This window comes from Enterococcus sp. DIV1094 (assembly GCF_017316305.2).
Classification (GTDB): Bacteria; Bacillota; Bacilli; order Lactobacillales; family Enterococcaceae; genus Enterococcus_B; species Enterococcus_B mangumiae.
Genome location: NZ_CP147250.1, coordinates 2163969 through 2181218, shown reverse-complemented (window position 1 = coordinate 2181218; position 17250 = coordinate 2163969). Strand labels below are relative to the sequence as shown.

The window sequence follows — 17250 nt, the reverse complement described above, 5'->3', positions numbered from 1 at the left end:
AAAAAACCAAAAAATAGAATAGCCGATTCTTGGTTTTTAGCGCTTATTTTTTTGGATCAGAGCATTGCTTTCACAACTTATTCTCTTTTTGATCATCAGTTATCCTCTTTGTGCTACGGTCAGATTCGCTACCCGTTTAATAGGATTCTTCAATCATTCCTAGCATCTTTTTAAAACGTCTCTTTTTAAAGTACATCAACATTGTTCCTAAGATCATATCATTCATTTTCTGCAACATTCCGTGTGATTCCATCTGTTCCGTATAATGGACTTCACAAGATTTCTCATCGATCGGCTTGATTTGATAATGAACGACAAAATCATTTTTTGTTGTTGAGGTACGAAATTTATAAGATTGGTTATCAATGACTTCCTCAATTATAATGCGTGCACGATTATTTTGAGAGAATTGTTTGATGTATTCAAGATTCTTTAACTGTTTGCGTGTCACTGATTTCCCAGTGGCTTTACGGACATCGAAAAGAACAGAATCCATCACTTTATCATAGAAAAACGATGCCGGAATATTTAGTGTTTTAACGATTTCCATTAGTTCTTTTTCTCCTTTGCTTCTTCTTTTTTCTTACCTTTTAAAAAGAAGTAGATTCCTAGTCCTGCAAAAAACAACCCAGTGACCATACTATAAATATCATATTGTTGTGTTCCGGGATTTAAACTATATAGTATGATCAGTGAACCAATACTACATAAAAACAATCCATTTTTTATCATTTGAACCACCCTTATCTTGTTTCTTAGACTGCTGCTGCTTGGAAATATAATACCGTGCCCCATGGTTGAGCTTTGATTAATTCTTTTGCTGTTTTTGCAGCTGCTTCTTTATCTTCTGCACTTGTTTCAAAGAATAATTTGATTCCTTGTTTTTCTTTGAATGTAAAGGACATGCCGTCTTCATTGTATCCTTCTAATAATTCTTTGATTGCATCTTGTTGCATCGCACTAGCTATTGAAATCATTTGTTTTCCTCTTTTCTTTTTCTATTGGTTTTATTCTTCTAGTTTCTATACATATTCACTCGATTTCCTTCTGAATGAAGTGAGGGCTAGGGATTTGACGGATCGTCATCGCCCATAGCCCCTACTCCTTTTAGCAGATTATTTTGGCTCCCCTGCTGCTGGATCCATCTTATTCGCCGACATGACGAATGGTGCCCAGATCAAGAAGGTCACGACCATACATACTAATGTAACGATCGGTGCCCGCCAGTCTGCTCCTGTTGCAAGGAATGATAGCAAGAACGGTGGGACGACCCAAGTTACTTGTTGGGACACCGGTGCGACTAATCCTAGATAAGTTGCTACCCATCCGATGGTTGTCGCAACAACTGGTGCAACTAAGAATGGGATGAACATGATCGCATTCAAGACGATTGGTAAACCGAACATAACTGGTTCATTGATATTGAAGATACCAGGTCCAATCGAAAGTTTTGCTACAGTCAAGTAGTCTGCGCGTTTTGATAATAGTAAGATAGCAATCAATAGAACGATTGTACCACCTGATCCGCCAAACCATGCAAATGCATCAAATGAACCACGTACCCACATGTATGCTTTACCATCTTCGATCGCATCCAATACTGCGGGAGTTCCTGTTTTACCATTGTAACCTTTTTGGAAGATATCGATATTGATCAATTGTGCTTGACCCCAAATACCTTCTAATACTGGTGCCAATACGTTCGGGCCATGGATACCAAAGAACCAGAAAATCTGAACGAAAATTGTAACGATCAATACTGCGCCGATACCTTGTGACAAGCCCAAGAATGGTTCTGCAATATATTTTTGTACTAAATCAATGATCAATTGACCATCCGCAACACGTCCAACAACATAATTAATGATAGCGATGACATATAATGAAATCGTTGCTGGTAAAATTGCTGCAAATGCTTTAGAAACTGCCGGTGGTACTGAATCTGGCATTTTGATCGTAATATTTGCAAGCATCAATTTACAGAAAATAATAACCGAGATTGCGCCCATGATCATTACTGTAAAGTAGGCGTTACCATTTAAATGATCTAGTTTCAACCAACCCCATAAACCAACTGATAGTGTACCATCAGCAATCGTTGCGCCAATTTCTGAACCATTGATCGCGTCTGCAACATTTTGCGGTACATTGACATTTAACGCAGCTGATAATGACGGGCCAAAAGCGATTCCTTGAATCAGTGTTGCTAACCCAACGATCCCTCCAGCTAAGTCATTGACGCCATATGCACGGGCTAGATTATATCCCCATGAGAAGGCAAAGATCAGTCCGGCAATTGCTAATGTCCCATTCCAAACGAACCCATTGATGCCGATGATCACATTCAATACGGCAAAAAAACCTTTGTCTGCTGCTAAGCTGTCAGCATACGTACTAATAAATTGCTGTGGTAAATCACGAATAATTGCATTGATCATTACAGCTACTGATCCAGCCATTGTTGCAGGCATTGTACCGATAAAAGCGTCACGCAATGCCACTAAGTGCTTTTGCGCGCCGATTTTTCCGGCAACTGGAAGGATGTATTTTTCCATCCAACTTGTTAATCCATTCATTATTACTTCCTCCTATAAGTTTTTTTATATAAAGAATAACTCCTTATATCAAATTAAAAAAAATCCGTTCAAAAATTTTTTTCTTCTTCCGTTCAAAAAAGAAGGGTCTTAGTTATTCAACGTAAGTTCTACGATATAAATCAATGATCTCTTTTGCAAGGTCTGTGAATGCGATCGATGTCATCAAATGATCCTGACTATGCACCGTCAACAGTGTCACTTGCATATGATTTCCTTGTGCTTCTTGTGTGAGCATTTGAGTTTGAGAATGATGCGCTTCGACAAGAGAGGCTTCAGCATCACGGATTTTTTGTTCCGCTAAATCGAAGTCGCCTTTTTTCGCAGCCGCAATCGCTTCCATTGCATCGCTTTTTGCATTTCCGCCATACATGATCAATCCCATGATGGCTTCTAGATTCTGTTGATCTTCCACTATTCTACCTCCAGCTTTCCAATTGATTATTTCATTAATTTTTCAGCTTGCTCAAGTACTTTCGCGCCGTTCATCATGCCATAATCCTGCATGTTGATCACATCTAATGGAATTCCTTTTGGTGCTAATTTTTGTTCAAATTGTGCTTTCATAAAACGAACTTGTGGTCCAAGTAATAATACGTCCACATTTTTAGCTTCAAGGTTATTGTCAGCATCTGAAGCTGAAACCGCGAAGATATCTGCGTCCATTCCTTTTTCTTCTGCTGCTTTTTGCATTTTTGTTACCAATAAACTTGTACTCATTCCTGCAGAACATACTAACATGATTGTTTTTTTCTCCATTTTTTCCACTCCTTCAAATTTGGTTTTACACTATAACTATAACGCAAGAAGCATGCCAAACACTAAATCTCAAAAATAGCGTTTTCATAACTATAAATAAGCAAATACAGTGCACACACTAACGATTAGTGTGTGCACTGTGCGTTGTTGATTATTTTTTTATTTTATTCTCTATAAACATTTGTGTAATAAAAGCAATTTCATGCTCAGGGATTTTAACCCCATATTTACGTTCGATCCCGATTAGATTCGTTCGTACGATGTCCATCTCTAACCGATAGATTTTCGCAAAAGTCGCAAAATCATCGAATGTCCGCAATTTTTCATGCTTGATAAGACCGTCGATCAGAAAAGCGACATGGATCACGATTCCTGTGTCTACCCCAGGCTCAATGATGATCGATAAATCGGTCTGGATCTGCTGAACGGCTTTCTGTAGGGATTGGATCAATCGCTCGACAGATGAAATAGCGTTCAAAGAATCTTTTAACGAATCAACGATTTTAGCTGTTGGTACTTCATCATCTGCAATCCGTTTCAATGTATTGAGTTTATCATCATCAAATACGTCATAGGCAGAAAAGAATGGGATATTTTGGTAGTCCACTTCAACCGTTCCTGCAATCGCTTTGATTTCATATTCTTCCAGTAATGCATCGATATGCCGTTTAAATGATTCTCGTTCTAAAAATTGCATTTGGATTACTTCCACTTTGTCTTGATTGATCACTGGCACGATACGTTGATAGAGTTTTGCAGCCACTCCTTCTCCAGTAAAACAAGTCACGATGACTGCTTTTTTCCGTTCGAGCTGCTCTTGGTTTTCGATCTTGAACTGGTCCTTAACGATCGATTCAAATGACATTTGAATGTTTTGGTAGATATCTTCTAAGCTTCGGCCAACATTCGCCATACGAATGGCTTCGATCACGATCATGGTACTCGTCATCGTGATTGCTTTTGTACGTATGCCAGTTTCTTCATAGATCAGATCACTGAATGTGTTGAGCGACCCCATATCAGTTAGTAAAATCAATCCATTTGTCAAACTGCTTTGGCGATTTTTTACATATCGCAATACTTCTTCATACATCGATTGGACTTCCATCTCTAAGGGCATATTGAACGCTTGACCAATCGTTGTTCCGAGAAGATCTTGCGCCATTTCCAGCATGCTTGAAGCGGTTTGTCTGCCATGCATCAGAACTAACACATCGACTTTGTTTTCTTTAACTGGCTCACTTTCGCCTAAATTGATAGAAAGAAACATACTGATAAAGCCAATTTCATCAAAAGGTATCTCCACTTGTTGATCCTCTTCAATGATCGTGGATAAATCGATGGCAACTTGAAACTCTTTTTTAAATTTCTTTCTTATATTATTCAAATCAGGGTGAACGATCATATGACCATCTTTGACACGATCCAATGTGCTTTGTAAATGTAAGGCAAATGCAAAGCGTGCTTTTTGATTATAGATCCGATCTAGTCTTTGTTCAGCTAAGTCATACAACTCATTCGTCAAGCGCCAGATGTCTTCTGGAATCAAATCTTTCGGGATCGTACTTTTCGTCAATTCTTTGACATAGGTTTGGAAATATTCATCGACATCTTTAGAGATCAAAGATTCTAAATTAATATTTTCTCTGCCTGATTCAGAAAGCGACATCACCTTTTCTTCAATGTCATTGTATACTTGCATATTTCTTTCTGGATCGCGAGACCAAACGACGTCAGCAAACCCTGGCTCAAACGTCAAGTATTGACTCTTACTATCCATAAAACGATCCAATCGTTCAGGAACCTCTTTGATGCGTAATAATCCTTTTTGGACTTGTAAGGACAACTCTTCTTTACGAATGACTAATTTTTCTTCCTGATGCATCCGATAATGGAGGAAAGACTTGGCACAGACTAATTTCAAGTCACGTTTTACTTGGCCGATGTTGCCTTCTGCATCGTATAACATGAAGGCTAGAATTGCTTCTTTTTCGATATCGATCCGTTGATTCAATCGATTGGCTTCTTGTTTGATAAACAATGAAATGATTTCATAACGCTCATCGAGTGAACGAGAGGCTAGATTGGGCAAAGTGATCGCCATTGGGATCCTACGATTGAATGTAGTCAAAAAACTTTCAGATGATTCTGTTGTTGCGCCAATGATCTGGACAGATGCTTCATGGACTTGAGCGCTTTCACCTAAAGGACGATAAACACCTTTATCGATAAATGTGAAGAGCATCTCTTGTCCTTCTGGCGGTAAGCGGTGGATCTCATCTAGAAATAAGATCCCGCCATCTGCTTTAGCCATCAATCCTTGACTATCTTGTGTTGCCCCGGTGTAAGCACCCTTTTTTATTCCAAAGATATGGCCAAACAACAGTTGCGGGTTTTGTGCATAGTCCGCACAATTGAATGAAATAAATGGCGCATCAGGGGAAAGCATCTCCGAATCGATAGCAAAATGATACATACATTCAGCAAACATCGATTTCCCTGTTCCTGTTTCACCAAAAATAATCGTATGCAATCCTCGCGGCGGATACAAAATCGCGGCTTTGGCCTGTTGGATACTTACTTTTAGCGATTCATTCTCTCCCACTAAGGTTTCAAAAGTAACTTGTGTAGAAGCGTCTACATGAACTTTGTCTGAAGCTGTTTTTTTGGGAGGCATAGAATAAACTACAGGTCTGCCAGTACTTTTTACAATATAATGCGCTTTATATAAATCACTCAAATAACGACTTGCATTACTACGGTCAATCTCTAATTGCTTTGCAACATCTGTTGCTGTCAATCCTTGATGATTTTCCGTGAGTAAATCCAAGATTTCTTCCTGTCTTTCGTTCATGCTAACTCTGCTACTCAAAATATAGACAAAAATACCTATATCGAGATTTCTCTACTACTCACGTAGTTAGAATTACTGTTTCATCGAATGCCGCCTCGTCACTTCCACACTACTACGGTTTGTCTCATTCTCCACAGTCGTTAATTCCCGACTAAGCCATCGGTACATATACAAAGTTGCGTGCTTATACAATTACTTTGTATTCCTTCACATCTTTCAAATTCATGCACGCGTTATGATCCCTATCTGCTACATAACCACAGTTCTCACAATGATAGGTACGCTCTGATAACTTTAACTCTACTTTCTTATGCCCGCATTTATAACATAGTTTTGAGCTAGGATAAAATCGATCGACCAGTCTTAACTCAATATCATAGACTTTACATTTATCTGCTAATTTTTTACGAAAAGCATAGAAAGATTGCTCTCCCACAGCTTTTGAAAGATGCCGGTTTTTCATCATCCCCTTGACATTCAAGTCTTCAATTGTGATATAAGCTGGTTTGGTTTTTACTAACTCTGCCACAATTTTATTCGCTCTGTCCCTACGGATATCTGTAAACCGTTTATGAAGTTTTTGTACTTTCAAGACTTGTTTTCCAATATTTTTGCGAGTAGCTTCTCCTCTCTCCCCTTGATTTTCGTTGACACGCTTTTTTTCGCTTTCGTATTTCCTCGACAGCTTGCGTTGTTGTCGATTTAATGGTTCGATTAATGATTTCTTTTTGTTCTTCTGTTGGAAAAATTCCTGTTTTGTATGCCACGAACATCTTTATCACCTTCAATCTCTTTTTATACTTATGTAGTCCATAAAGACGGCAATTAAAAACGTGAATAATTGAAATTACACTTTCAATTAATTCCTGTTGTGGCGAGAAATCTGAGTTATTCCATACGATAATAGTCGTATTAATCTTTGAGCATGATTTCTCACCTAAGAAAAAACCATTGCATATAAAACTACCTTTGTGTATTTCGGTGTATAAAAATGACTGCTGTTTAGTTACTCCTTTAAACAAACGACCTGTTTCCATTTTCAATATATTAACACAAAAAGGCGCTTATTTGCGCCTTGCTCCTTTATTTTTGTCCTTTTTCTGCTTGTTTTTACGTTTTACTTTAGGGGAAACAGCTGTTTTTTTCGTTGATCCGTCACTAGTATCTTTCTTTCCAGCCTCTTTCTTTTTAGGGAGCGTTTTTGTTGGGGCTTTTTCAGGCGCTTCTGTTTGCAGACCTCCCCCATATATATATAGTTCTGTTAATTCTGTTTCTGTCTGTCGAGTAATTTTTTTGAGGTCTCTCAGCGTGTGATCATTCACAAAAGTGATCACTTGTCCCTGTTGACCCATTCGGCCAGTTCTGCCAGCACGGTGTAAGTATGACTCCTCCGTGACTGGAACATCGATATTGACCACATAAGGAAGTTCAGCGATATCTAACCCTCTAGCTGCAACATCTGTTGATAACAACATGCTGATCGTGCCATCTTTAAATTGATTCAATGCCGCTTTTCGTAATAACTTGTTTTGATCAGAGGCTAAACTCGCGACAGAAATCCCTCGATAACTCATTTTTTCTTCCATCACACCTAGTTCACTCAATTGGTTGAAAAACACAAGAGCTTGGAAACCTTCCACATGGGCTAGTCTTCTTAAATAATCTTCTGTTTTTCGTGCCGGAACACGAATGAAGTAGTGACTAAGTCCTTTTCTTGAATCATCCATTTTAGTGACATCGATGACTTTCAGCGATTGTTTAGTCAACGCTTCGATTTGTTCGATCGAACGATCGGCTGTAGCTGAAAAGAAAGCTAATTGGTAGTCTGTTGGTGCTTGATGCATGATTTGATCGATAAATGGTCGATTTCCTTCATCAAACAGCTGATCCGCCTCATCAAAAACAATCGTTTTGATTTGATATGCTTTTATTTTTTTTGCTTTCATCAACTCTAATACACGACCTGGTGTACCTATCAACACTTCAGGTTTCTTCTTTAGTCCTTCGATTTGTCGTTTGACGTTTGCGCCACCAACGACAGATTGGACAGAGATCGCTAATTCTTTCGCCCATTCCCGTGTGACATCGGCGACTTGGATCGCCAACTCCTGTGAAGAGGCAAGGATCAGCAAAGTACTTGCCTCCCCTTTCTTCACATTCAACAATAAAGGCCATAGATAGGCTAATGTCTTGCCCGAGCCGGTTGGAGAAACGGCAATCAAACTTTTACCGTCTTTCAAATCAGTAAATACTTCTTGTTGGATAAACGATGGGGTAGTGAAACCTTTGTCTGCCCATTTGTTTTGCCAATTAGTTGGAAAATGTTTTAAAAAATCGTTCATTCAGTCGTTCCCTCTTTATCTGCATCAAATTCAATTCCACCACTGATCCGTAAATCATAAACGACTTGATTCACGTTTCGTGCAAGCTCGACCCATTCTTCATAATGTAGGCCCCATTGTGGATCTTTTGGATTCATGATCACATGTGCAAAATCTTCTGCTTCTTCACTCATTGGATTTTCAGAAGCAACGATATCTAATTTTTCGATTTGTTCGTGATTACGATCATGATATTCTGCTTGTTCGATCGCATTGACACCATTCATGATCACCGTTCCACTATCAAAATAAATTTCTGAAGGTAGATACGAATCACCAATCTTACCTGGTTGGATCGCTACATCAAACGTAGCATATCTTAAAATCCCCCAGCCAAGTCCATCGACACCAGTTGCTATTTTTCTTGGGAAATAATGGACTTCTTGTGGTTTGCCAAACCAACCTACCGCTGCATACACAAGGTAAACACCTAGATCCATCATTGCTCCACCAGAAAAATGTGGCGAAAAGATATTCGGTTCTTCGCCGTCTAACACTTGATCATAACGAGAAGAATATTTCATGTAACTGAAATTCGCACCAATGATCTCATTTTTCAATGGTAGGAATTCTGCAATCTTTTTAAAACCTGCTTCATGGATATTTCTTGCAGCTTCAAAGAAAAAGACTTTCTCTTGGTTCGCTAAATGGATGATTTCTTCCATTTCTTTAGGTGTACTGAATGCTGGTTTTTCTACAATGACGTTTTTCCCCGCCAGAATCGCTTGCTTTGCATGCTGGAAATGTAAACTATTCGGGGAAGCAATATAAACCGTATCCATATGCTCTAACTCAAAAAAGACAGTTAAATCTGTTGCAAAAGCGATGTCTCCTTCATACTCTGCACCAAATTGTTGAGCTTTTTCTAAGTGTCTTGAATAAACTGCTGTCAATTCATATTTATGTGTACCTAAAGCCGCTTGTACAAATTGATGGGTAATCCAATTTGTGCCGATTATACCTAAATGGATCATTTTTCCGCCTTCTTTCTATAAATTAGGATCTTCAAAAACTGTCTCCAAATCAAATGGGATCGCTTGTTTCACACGCACTTGATTTTCTGTCACTTGACAGTTGTATACGACTACGTTTACACCTGCCTGTTGAGCAGCACGAAAAGCAGCAGCTAATTCTGGCTGCATCTGCTCATGGATCGTTGCTCGATGTAAGTGTTCGAATTGTGCAATAAATACGATATAGGACTTGTAGCCTTCTTGATAGGCGTGAATCAATTCATTGACGTGTTTAAGTCCGCGGATCGTTGGCGCATCAGGAAACGCGCCGACTGCTTTATTTTCTAACGTCATTCCTTTGACCTCAACAAACGCTTTTTGACCACAGCTTGTTTCTAAATAAATATCAAATTTAGACTTGCCAAAAGTCACTTCACGTTTGTAAGTCACAATCTCTCCGTCTAAGTGAGGTAATTGGATCGTTCCAGCTAAAATCCCATCGATTGCTAGTTGGTTGGGCAGCTGACTATCGATATTGAACCAGTGTTGTCCCTTTTTGACGGCAATCAAATCATATGCTGTTTTACGCTTCGTTCCTGGAATGTGTACCAATGCAACCTCAGCACCAGGTAGTAGCAGTTCTTTTCCTCTACCTGTATTCTTAACATGGGTTTTGAGTACTTCGCCTTTTTGGTTTAAACAGAACGCAATAAAACGATTTGGTCGTTCAATAAAGTAAGCAATTTCAACATCTTGGTAGTACAATATTCATCACCTGTCTCCCTACTACTGTATCCTACCATAATTTTGCTAAAAACACTTAAAAAACCAGTCGAAAGTCTTAGAGAAATCATTCACTTTCTTTAGTAAAATATAAGAAAAGGAGCAACAGGCAAAATATGCTTCCAATATACGTAAAGACAAAGGAGTGGTCACATGAAAAAAAGAATCCTCTATTTCCTGCTTGCCGGTGTCGCGACACTTGCTGGGAAAAAAGTACTTGATCGTAAAATAAAAGAAGCACACGTCGATGACCTGACTAAATACTGTGGGGCTTGGTCATTCGTTGATAAAAATCAAACATACCATGAATTAACCATTACTTCTGACTATTCTTTTTGGCTTGATGACCGTTCTTTAGGTACGCTGTTAGTCGAAGTTACCTCTGAAAAACTGATCGTTAGAGACCAGTATGGCTTTTATCTGACCTTTTCTTACAATGATATGTTACTGTACGATGAAGCAAATGATTCAGCTTACTTGTTATCAAAAAAATCATAATTAGACTGGCTGACTGAATACGACGCTCGCTCTCCCTCTATCCCTTCAGTAGATAATCGCATTTCTTTTCCACTATAAAAACAAGACAAATGATTTAGAAACTCCCCCATTTTCTAAACCATTTGTCTTGTTTTGCAAGTTTCCTTTATAGAACTTCCTTATGATAACAATCACCCATCAGATTATGCTATGATGGGAGAAAAGAAATCGTTCGCTGAATGCTTTATTTTTAGATCTATGACCTCACACAAAACCTTAGAATTATAGGAAATCGATTGGCTACTATCACTGAAAAAAATCATTCGATTTGCTCTTACTTTTTTTCTCATAAAATAGTCAATTCGTGTTTTTTTTGTTACACTTACAAGTGATGGTTTCTTACCATGAAAGGATGATCGCATATGACACCAAACCGAGAAGATTATTTAAAAATCATTCTGGAATTAGGCGGTGACACAACTAAAGTCAACAATAAACAAATCGTTTCTAGCCTAGCAGTGTCCCCTGCTTCAGTAAGCGAAATGATTTCTAAACTCGTAAAAGAAAAATTAGTCGAACACTCTCCTTATCAAGGTGTACAATTAACTGACAGCGGGCTGATAAAAGCAAGCAGTCTGATACGTAAACATCGACTATGGGAAGTTTTTTTAGTCGAGCATTTAGATTACAACTGGAATGAGGTACATGATGATGCAGAAGTATTAGAACATGTGACTTCTGAACAGCTTGCGGATCATTTAGAAAGTTATTTAAATCATCCTAAACATTGTCCTCATGGGGGGATTATCCCTGAGAAGGAACAAGTTGTTCATGAAGAGCGTCGACAAACACTTGAATCATACCCCGTCGGTACAAAAATACGGATCGCACGTGTCCTTGATGAAAAAGAATTGTTAGACTATTTAGTGACAATTGATGTCAACATTGATGAAACTTATGAAATAACTGATGTAGCCGCTTATGAAGGGCCAATCACTATCCAAAATAAAACCAAAAAAATTCCTGTCAGCTTTAAAGCCGCCAGTACAATTTTTGTCGACAAACTGTAAAGGAGATTACGCAAATAATGAATGAAAAAAACGTATTATTTACTATATTTGGCGGTACTGGAGATTTAGCACAACGTAAATTGTATCCTTCGCTTTTTCGTTTATACAAAAAAGGCAACCTGAGTGAACATTTTGCTGTGATCGGTACAGCACGCCGCCCTTGGAGTGACGAACACTACCGTGAAGTAGTCAAAGGAACGATTGCATCATTGAATCCTTCGCCAGAAGAAGCCGAACGATTTGCTAGCCATTTTTATTACCAATCTCATGATGTCAACGATTCTTCTCATTATCAAACATTGAAAGAATTGTCAGATCGTTTAGATGAACAATATCACTTAAATGGCAATCGGATGTACTATTTAGCAATGGCTCCCCAATTTTTCGGTACGATCGTTTCTCATTTGAAATCTCAGAAAATCGTTACAGAGACTGGATTCAATCGATTGATCATCGAAAAGCCTTTTGGTTCTGATTACCAATCTGCCTTTGAATTAAATGAGAAAATCCGTCAAGTCTTTCCAGAAGACGACATTTTCCGCATCGACCATTATTTAGGAAAAGAAATGATCCAAAATATTTCTGCGATCCGCTTTGCCAATAATATTTTTGAGTCTCAATGGAACAACCGCTATATCGATAATATCCAAATCACTTTTGGCGAGAGTTTAGGTGTCGAAGATCGTGGGGGATACTACGACCATAGCGGTGCATTAAAAGATATGGTCCAAAACCATATTCTCCAAGTACTGGCGCTATTAGCAATGGAACCGCCTGTCGCTTTTTCTGAAAAAGAAATTCGTTCAGAAAAAATCAAAGCCTTAAAAGCGATTCGTGTTTATGAAAAAGAAGAAGTTTTAGAAAACTTTGTCCGAGGTCAATATGCCGCAGGACAATTGGACGATCAAACGTTCAAAGGATACCGAGAAGAAGATAATGTTGATCCAGAATCGACAACTGAAACATTTGTTGCCGGAAAATTCACGATCGATAATTTCCGTTGGTCTGGTGTACCTTTCTATGTACGTACGGGGAAACGTCTAACTGAAAAAGGAACACGTATCAATATCGTCTTTAAACAAGTTCCTGTCAATGTGTTTAAAACATCGATCGATGAACCATGTAATGACACGACATTACCACCGAATGTCTTGACGATTTATATCCAACCAACAGAAGGTTTTTCATTCACATTGAATGGTAAAAAAGTCGGCCAAGGTTTTGCGACTGATCCAATCAAACTAGAATACCGTAATAGTGCTGAAATGGTCGAAAATAGTCCAGAAGCCTATGAAAAACTGATGCTAGATGCGTTAAATGGCGATAGTACCAATTTCTCTCATTGGGAAGAAGTTGCACAATCATGGCATATCGTTGATATCATTCGTCAAGTTTGGGATCAAGTACAACCAGATTTTCCAAATTACAAAGCTGGTTCCATGGGTCCTCAAGCAGCCTTCGAACTTTTAGAAAAAGACGGCTTCGAATGGATTTGGCAGCCTGATCATTGGTACCGTGAACGTGGCAAGTTGGATTGATCATTCAGCCACTTTGTCTGCTACTTTTAATCTTTATACAAAAAAGCGACCAAACACAAAATGTGTTTGGTCGTTTTTGACTTATTTCTCTTCAAAACCTTCTGCAACTGCTTCTGGATAGAACTCTTCAACAAGCTGTGCGCAACGTCCGCATAAGTGTGGTAATTTTTCATGGGAACCAACATCTTTACGGATCTGGCGACAACGATCACAAGTTTCCCCATCTGCTTTTTCGACTAAGATTGCCACATCATCAAAGACTAAAGCATTTTCAGATGCTTCCGTATTTTCTGGCATGATCGTAAAGTAATCTGGTGAGATGATCAATAATTGTGGAATATCAGCAGCAACTGCTGTTAATAAATGTGCCACTTGTTGATTCGGATAGATCGTTAATTTTGCTTCTAATGATTTACCGATCAATTTACTATTTCTTGCTTCTTCCAACGCTTTTAAGACTTTGTCACGGAAATCCATGAAGGCTGTCCATGTGTCCAACAACTCATCTTGGTTCGCATATTCAACATAGCTTGGTAATTCACTTAATTGAACATATGCTTCCTCTTCTTTTAAGAATGACCAGATTTCTTCTGCTGTATGAGGAATGATCGGCGTTAGTAATTTAGTCAAGGCAACTGCTGTCTCATAGAATACAGTTTGCATGCAACGACGTTGATAATCATTTTCTGCTTCGATATAAACCACATCTTTGGCAAAATCAAGATAGAAAGAAGATAGATCAACTGTTAAGAAATTCATTACCGTACGATAGATTTGCATAAAGTTATACTTGTCATATCCTTCTTCACGGATTTCTTTGATCACTTGATTTAAACGAACTGTCATATATTTATCGACTGAACGACGCTCTTCATACGCCACTGCATCTTTCTTCGGATCAAAATCATCCGTATTTGCTAATAAGAAGCGCATCGTATTTCTGATCTTACGGTAAACTTCCGCAACCTGACCTAAAATATCCATTGATACACGAACATCGGCTTCATAATCCACACTAGATACCCATAGACGTAGAATATCCGCACCGAATTGTTTGATTACTTTATCTGGAACGATCGTATTACCTAAAGATTTACTCATTTTCCGACCTTCGCCGTCTAATGTGAACCCTTGAGAAAGAACTGATTTATATGGCGCAACTCCATTGATCGCTACACTTGTCGTAATACTTGAATTGAACCAGCCACGATATTGATCGGAACCTTCAAGGTACATATCTGCCGGGAAAGATAATTCAGGACGTTGACGTAAAACTGCTTCATGGGAAGAACCTGAATCGAACCAAACATCCATGATATCTGTTTCTTTGGTGAATTCGCCATTAGGTGAACCTGGATGCGTAAAGCCTTCTGGAAGTAAGTCTTTCGCTTCTTTTTCAAACCAAATGATTGAACCATGGGCCGCAAATAACTCAGCAACATGTTCAATTGTTTCTGGCGTAATGATCGCTTCTCCATTTTCAGCGTAAAAAATCGGTAGTGGTACACCCCAAGCACGTTGACGTGAGATTACCCAATCGCCACGATCACGTACCATATTAAAAAGACGTGTTTTACCCCAAGGAATGATCCAATCAACTTTTTCAACTTCATCAAGGATGTTTTGACGGAAGTCATTGATTGAAGCAAACCATTGTGGTGTGGCACGATAAATGACAGGTTTTTTAGTACGCCAGTCATGCGGATAACTATGTGTGAAGAAATCCAATTTCAACAAAGCACCTTTTTCTTGCAATAAATCAGTAATCATTGGATTTGCTTTATCATAAAAGATTCCTTCAAAGCCAGGTGCTTCCTCTGTGAATACACCTTTAGAATCAACTGGTGAAACTACAGGTAACTTGTAGCGATTTCCAGCAATGTAGTCATCTTCCCCGTGTCCAGGTGCAGTATGAACTAAGCCAGTACCGGCATCTAACGTTACATGATCTCCCAAGATCACTAAAGATTCACGATCATAGAAAGGATGTGTCGCTGTCATGTATTCCATTTCTTGTCCAGCGAATTCTTTTAAGACGTTGACTGCTTCCCAGCCGATAGCTTGTTGCACAGTTTCCAATAAATCTTTCGCAACAACAAATTTGCGGCCATCTGCTTCGACTAAAACATACGTAAATGTTGGATTTACAGCAATCCCTTGGTTTGCTGGTAATGTCCATGGTGTAGTTGTCCAAATTACAAATGCAGTGTCTTCACCTAAAAGATCTTTGCCATCTTTGACAGTGAAAGCAACATAAATTGAAGGAGATTTGACATCTTTATATTCAATTTCTGCTTCAGCTAAAGAAGACTCACTAGATGGTGACCAGTAAATCGGTTTTAATCCTTTATAGATATAACCTTTTTCAGACATTTTACCAAATACACGGATCTGCGCAGCTTCATATGAAGGATCTAACGTCACATAAGGATTTTCCCAATCCCCAGCTACTCCTAATCGTTTAAAGTCTTCACGTTGTTTGTCTACTTGTGAAAGTGCGTATTCGCGACATTTCTCCAAGTATTCTGCCATCGTCATTTCTTTTCGTTTGATCCCTTTGTTCGTCAATACTTGCTCGATCGGCAAACCATGTGTATCCCAGCCGGGTACGTATGGTGCGCGAAAACCTGACATTGATTTTGAACGGATGATGATATCTTTACTGATTTTGTTTAACGAATGCCCTAAATGGATATTTCCATTTGCATATGGAGGGCCATCATGAAGAATGAAGCTTGGTTTGCCTTCATTCAACGCTTGTCTTTGTTGATAGATTTGATTTTCTTCCCATTCTTTTTGCCATTCACCTTCACGGTTTGGCAAATTCCCACGCATAGGAAAACTTGTTTTTCCTAGTTGCAAGGTTTCTTTCATTTTCATACAAACACTCCTTAACTATAGTTTACAGAACGCAAAAAAGCATGCTCATCCTAGGGACGAACATGCCGTGGTACCACCCAAATTTAGTTACGATCGTAACTCTCAAAGACCGATAACGAGGTCAGCCGCTATTTCTTACTGATGTTCAGAAATAAATCAAGTAGAGGATCTTTCACTTTGCAGGGTCTTACCAATCTTACACTATCATCGGCTCGCTTTAAGAATGTCAAAATGCTTTTCTGTTCTACTCTTCTTCGTATTCTCCAGGAATGATCGAAAGGTCGATTGCTTGAGTATCAAAAGCAGTCACTGGAGACTCGTATACTCCTGTTTCAGAGTGTACATCACTTTCATTTTCATTGTCAAGCTGTTTTGCCAAAACTTCTTTGATTACTTCATGGCTATCTGTTACATAACTAGAGAAAGGTTGTAAGATCTCATCCCATTCTGGACTTTTTACTTGTTCAAGCTGTGACTCTAACATCAAGCTGATTCGTTGATGGAAGACACGAGTTTTCTTCTTCAAATCTTCTGTTTCTGTAGCTAATTGTCTTGCTTTTTCAGTCGCATCTGTCAAGATACGGCGTGCTTTTTCTTCTGCATCTGTAGTTAATTGGTGCGCACGCTTTTCAGCATTTGCAACCATTTCGTCCGCTTTGTTTTGTGCAGAAGTAACGATCACTTCTGATTCTTTACTTGCACTTGTTTTTACTTTGTCCGCTGTATCTTGTGCCACGATGATCGATTGATTCAAGGCATCTTTCAATTCATTGAAGTATTCAAGTTTTTCCTCTGAATGCTTCACTGCTTTTTCTAATTCACGGTTTCGTTGTGTCACTTCTTCGTAATCACGAACAACTAAATCTAAGAAATCATCTACTTCGTCTTGATTATATCCCCGCATTTTAGTTGGGAATGTTTTATTTTGAATATCTAATGGAGTTAAAGCCATGAGTAAACC

General features: G+C 38.7%; 16 protein-coding genes. 3 read left to right on the top strand and 13 right to left on the bottom strand.

The genetic code is table 11. The annotated features are described in order from the left end of the window. Positions 1-136: 136 nt before the first annotated feature. The 11 genes from DOK79_RS10425 to sfsA form a co-directional block, all read right to left on the bottom strand. The gene (locus tag DOK79_RS10425) at positions 137-550 is read right to left on the bottom strand and encodes a DUF3284 domain-containing protein (protein ID WP_206858104.1); all 414 of its coding nucleotides are present in this window, start codon (positions 548-550) and stop codon (positions 137-139) included. Then, a complete protein-coding gene (locus DOK79_RS10420) occupies positions 550-732 on the bottom strand; it encodes a DUF3188 domain-containing protein (protein ID WP_010735959.1) in 183 nt (60 codons plus the stop codon). The genes DOK79_RS10425 and DOK79_RS10420 overlap by 1 nt, the downstream gene beginning before the upstream one ends. Positions 733-755: 23 nt before the next feature. Beyond that, positions 756-977, bottom strand: coding sequence for a hypothetical protein (locus DOK79_RS10415; RefSeq protein ID WP_206858102.1), 222 nt, complete (start codon positions 975-977; stop codon positions 756-758). A gap of 138 nt (positions 978-1115) precedes the next feature. Further along, positions 1116-2576 (bottom strand): PTS sugar transporter subunit IIC, encoded by a 1461-nt coding sequence (locus tag DOK79_RS10410; protein ID WP_206858100.1) that lies wholly within the window; start codon positions 2574-2576, stop codon positions 1116-1118. 112 nt (positions 2577-2688) lie between these two features. After that, complete coding sequence (locus DOK79_RS10405; protein WP_206858098.1) at positions 2689-3009, bottom strand: PTS lactose/cellobiose transporter subunit IIA; 321 nt, start codon at positions 3007-3009, stop codon at positions 2689-2691. Positions 3010-3035: 26 nt separating this feature from the next. Continuing rightward, positions 3036-3353 (bottom strand): PTS sugar transporter subunit IIB, encoded by a 318-nt coding sequence (locus tag DOK79_RS10400; protein ID WP_206858096.1) that lies wholly within the window; start codon positions 3351-3353, stop codon positions 3036-3038. A gap of 151 nt (positions 3354-3504) precedes the next feature. Beyond that, positions 3505-6207, bottom strand: coding sequence for a sigma 54-interacting transcriptional regulator (locus DOK79_RS10395; protein ID WP_206858093.1), 2703 nt, complete (start codon positions 6205-6207; stop codon positions 3505-3507). Positions 6208-6391: 184 nt separating this feature from the next. Beyond that, positions 6392-6892, bottom strand: coding sequence for an RNA-guided endonuclease InsQ/TnpB family protein (locus DOK79_RS10390; protein WP_242543326.1), 501 nt, complete (start codon positions 6890-6892; stop codon positions 6392-6394). A 379-nt stretch (positions 6893-7271) separates the two neighbouring features. Beyond that, entirely contained in the window at positions 7272-8549 is a 1278-nt protein-coding gene (locus DOK79_RS10380) for a DEAD/DEAH box helicase (protein ID WP_206858086.1), read from the bottom strand. Continuing rightward, on the bottom strand, positions 8546-9562 hold the full coding sequence (locus DOK79_RS10375; RefSeq protein ID WP_206858084.1) for a Gfo/Idh/MocA family protein: 1017 nt from the start codon (positions 9560-9562) through the stop codon (positions 8546-8548). The genes DOK79_RS10380 and DOK79_RS10375 overlap by 4 nt, the downstream gene beginning before the upstream one ends. A gap of 15 nt (positions 9563-9577) precedes the next feature. Next, positions 9578-10306 (bottom strand): DNA/RNA nuclease SfsA, encoded by a 729-nt coding sequence (gene sfsA, locus DOK79_RS10370; RefSeq protein ID WP_206858082.1) that lies wholly within the window; start codon positions 10304-10306, stop codon positions 9578-9580. Between the two features lie 171 nt (positions 10307-10477). Between sfsA and DOK79_RS10365 the strand changes: the two genes are divergently transcribed. From DOK79_RS10365 to zwf, 3 genes are all read left to right on the top strand, one after another. After that, positions 10478-10822, top strand: a complete 345-nt coding sequence (locus DOK79_RS10365) for a DUF4828 domain-containing protein (RefSeq protein ID WP_206858071.1) — start codon at positions 10478-10480, stop codon at positions 10820-10822. A 401-nt stretch (positions 10823-11223) separates the two neighbouring features. Further along, on the top strand, positions 11224-11871 hold the full coding sequence (locus DOK79_RS10360; protein ID WP_071865938.1) for a metal-dependent transcriptional regulator: 648 nt from the start codon (positions 11224-11226) through the stop codon (positions 11869-11871). Positions 11872-11885: 14 nt separating this feature from the next. Then, the gene (gene zwf, locus DOK79_RS10355) at positions 11886-13409 is read left to right on the top strand and encodes a glucose-6-phosphate dehydrogenase (RefSeq protein WP_206858325.1); all 1524 of its coding nucleotides are present in this window, start codon (positions 11886-11888) and stop codon (positions 13407-13409) included. 81 nt (positions 13410-13490) lie between these two features. Here the strand turns inward: zwf and ileS are convergent, their stop codons facing one another. Both ileS and DOK79_RS10345 read right to left on the bottom strand, forming a co-directional pair. Continuing rightward, on the bottom strand, positions 13491-16289 hold the full coding sequence (gene ileS / locus DOK79_RS10350; protein WP_206858069.1) for an isoleucine--tRNA ligase: 2799 nt from the start codon (positions 16287-16289) through the stop codon (positions 13491-13493). A 244-nt stretch (positions 16290-16533) separates the two neighbouring features. Then, the gene (locus tag DOK79_RS10345; protein ID WP_010735972.1) at positions 16534-17241 is read right to left on the bottom strand and encodes a DivIVA domain-containing protein; all 708 of its coding nucleotides are present in this window, start codon (positions 17239-17241) and stop codon (positions 16534-16536) included. Between the last annotated feature and the right edge of the window lie 9 nt (positions 17242-17250).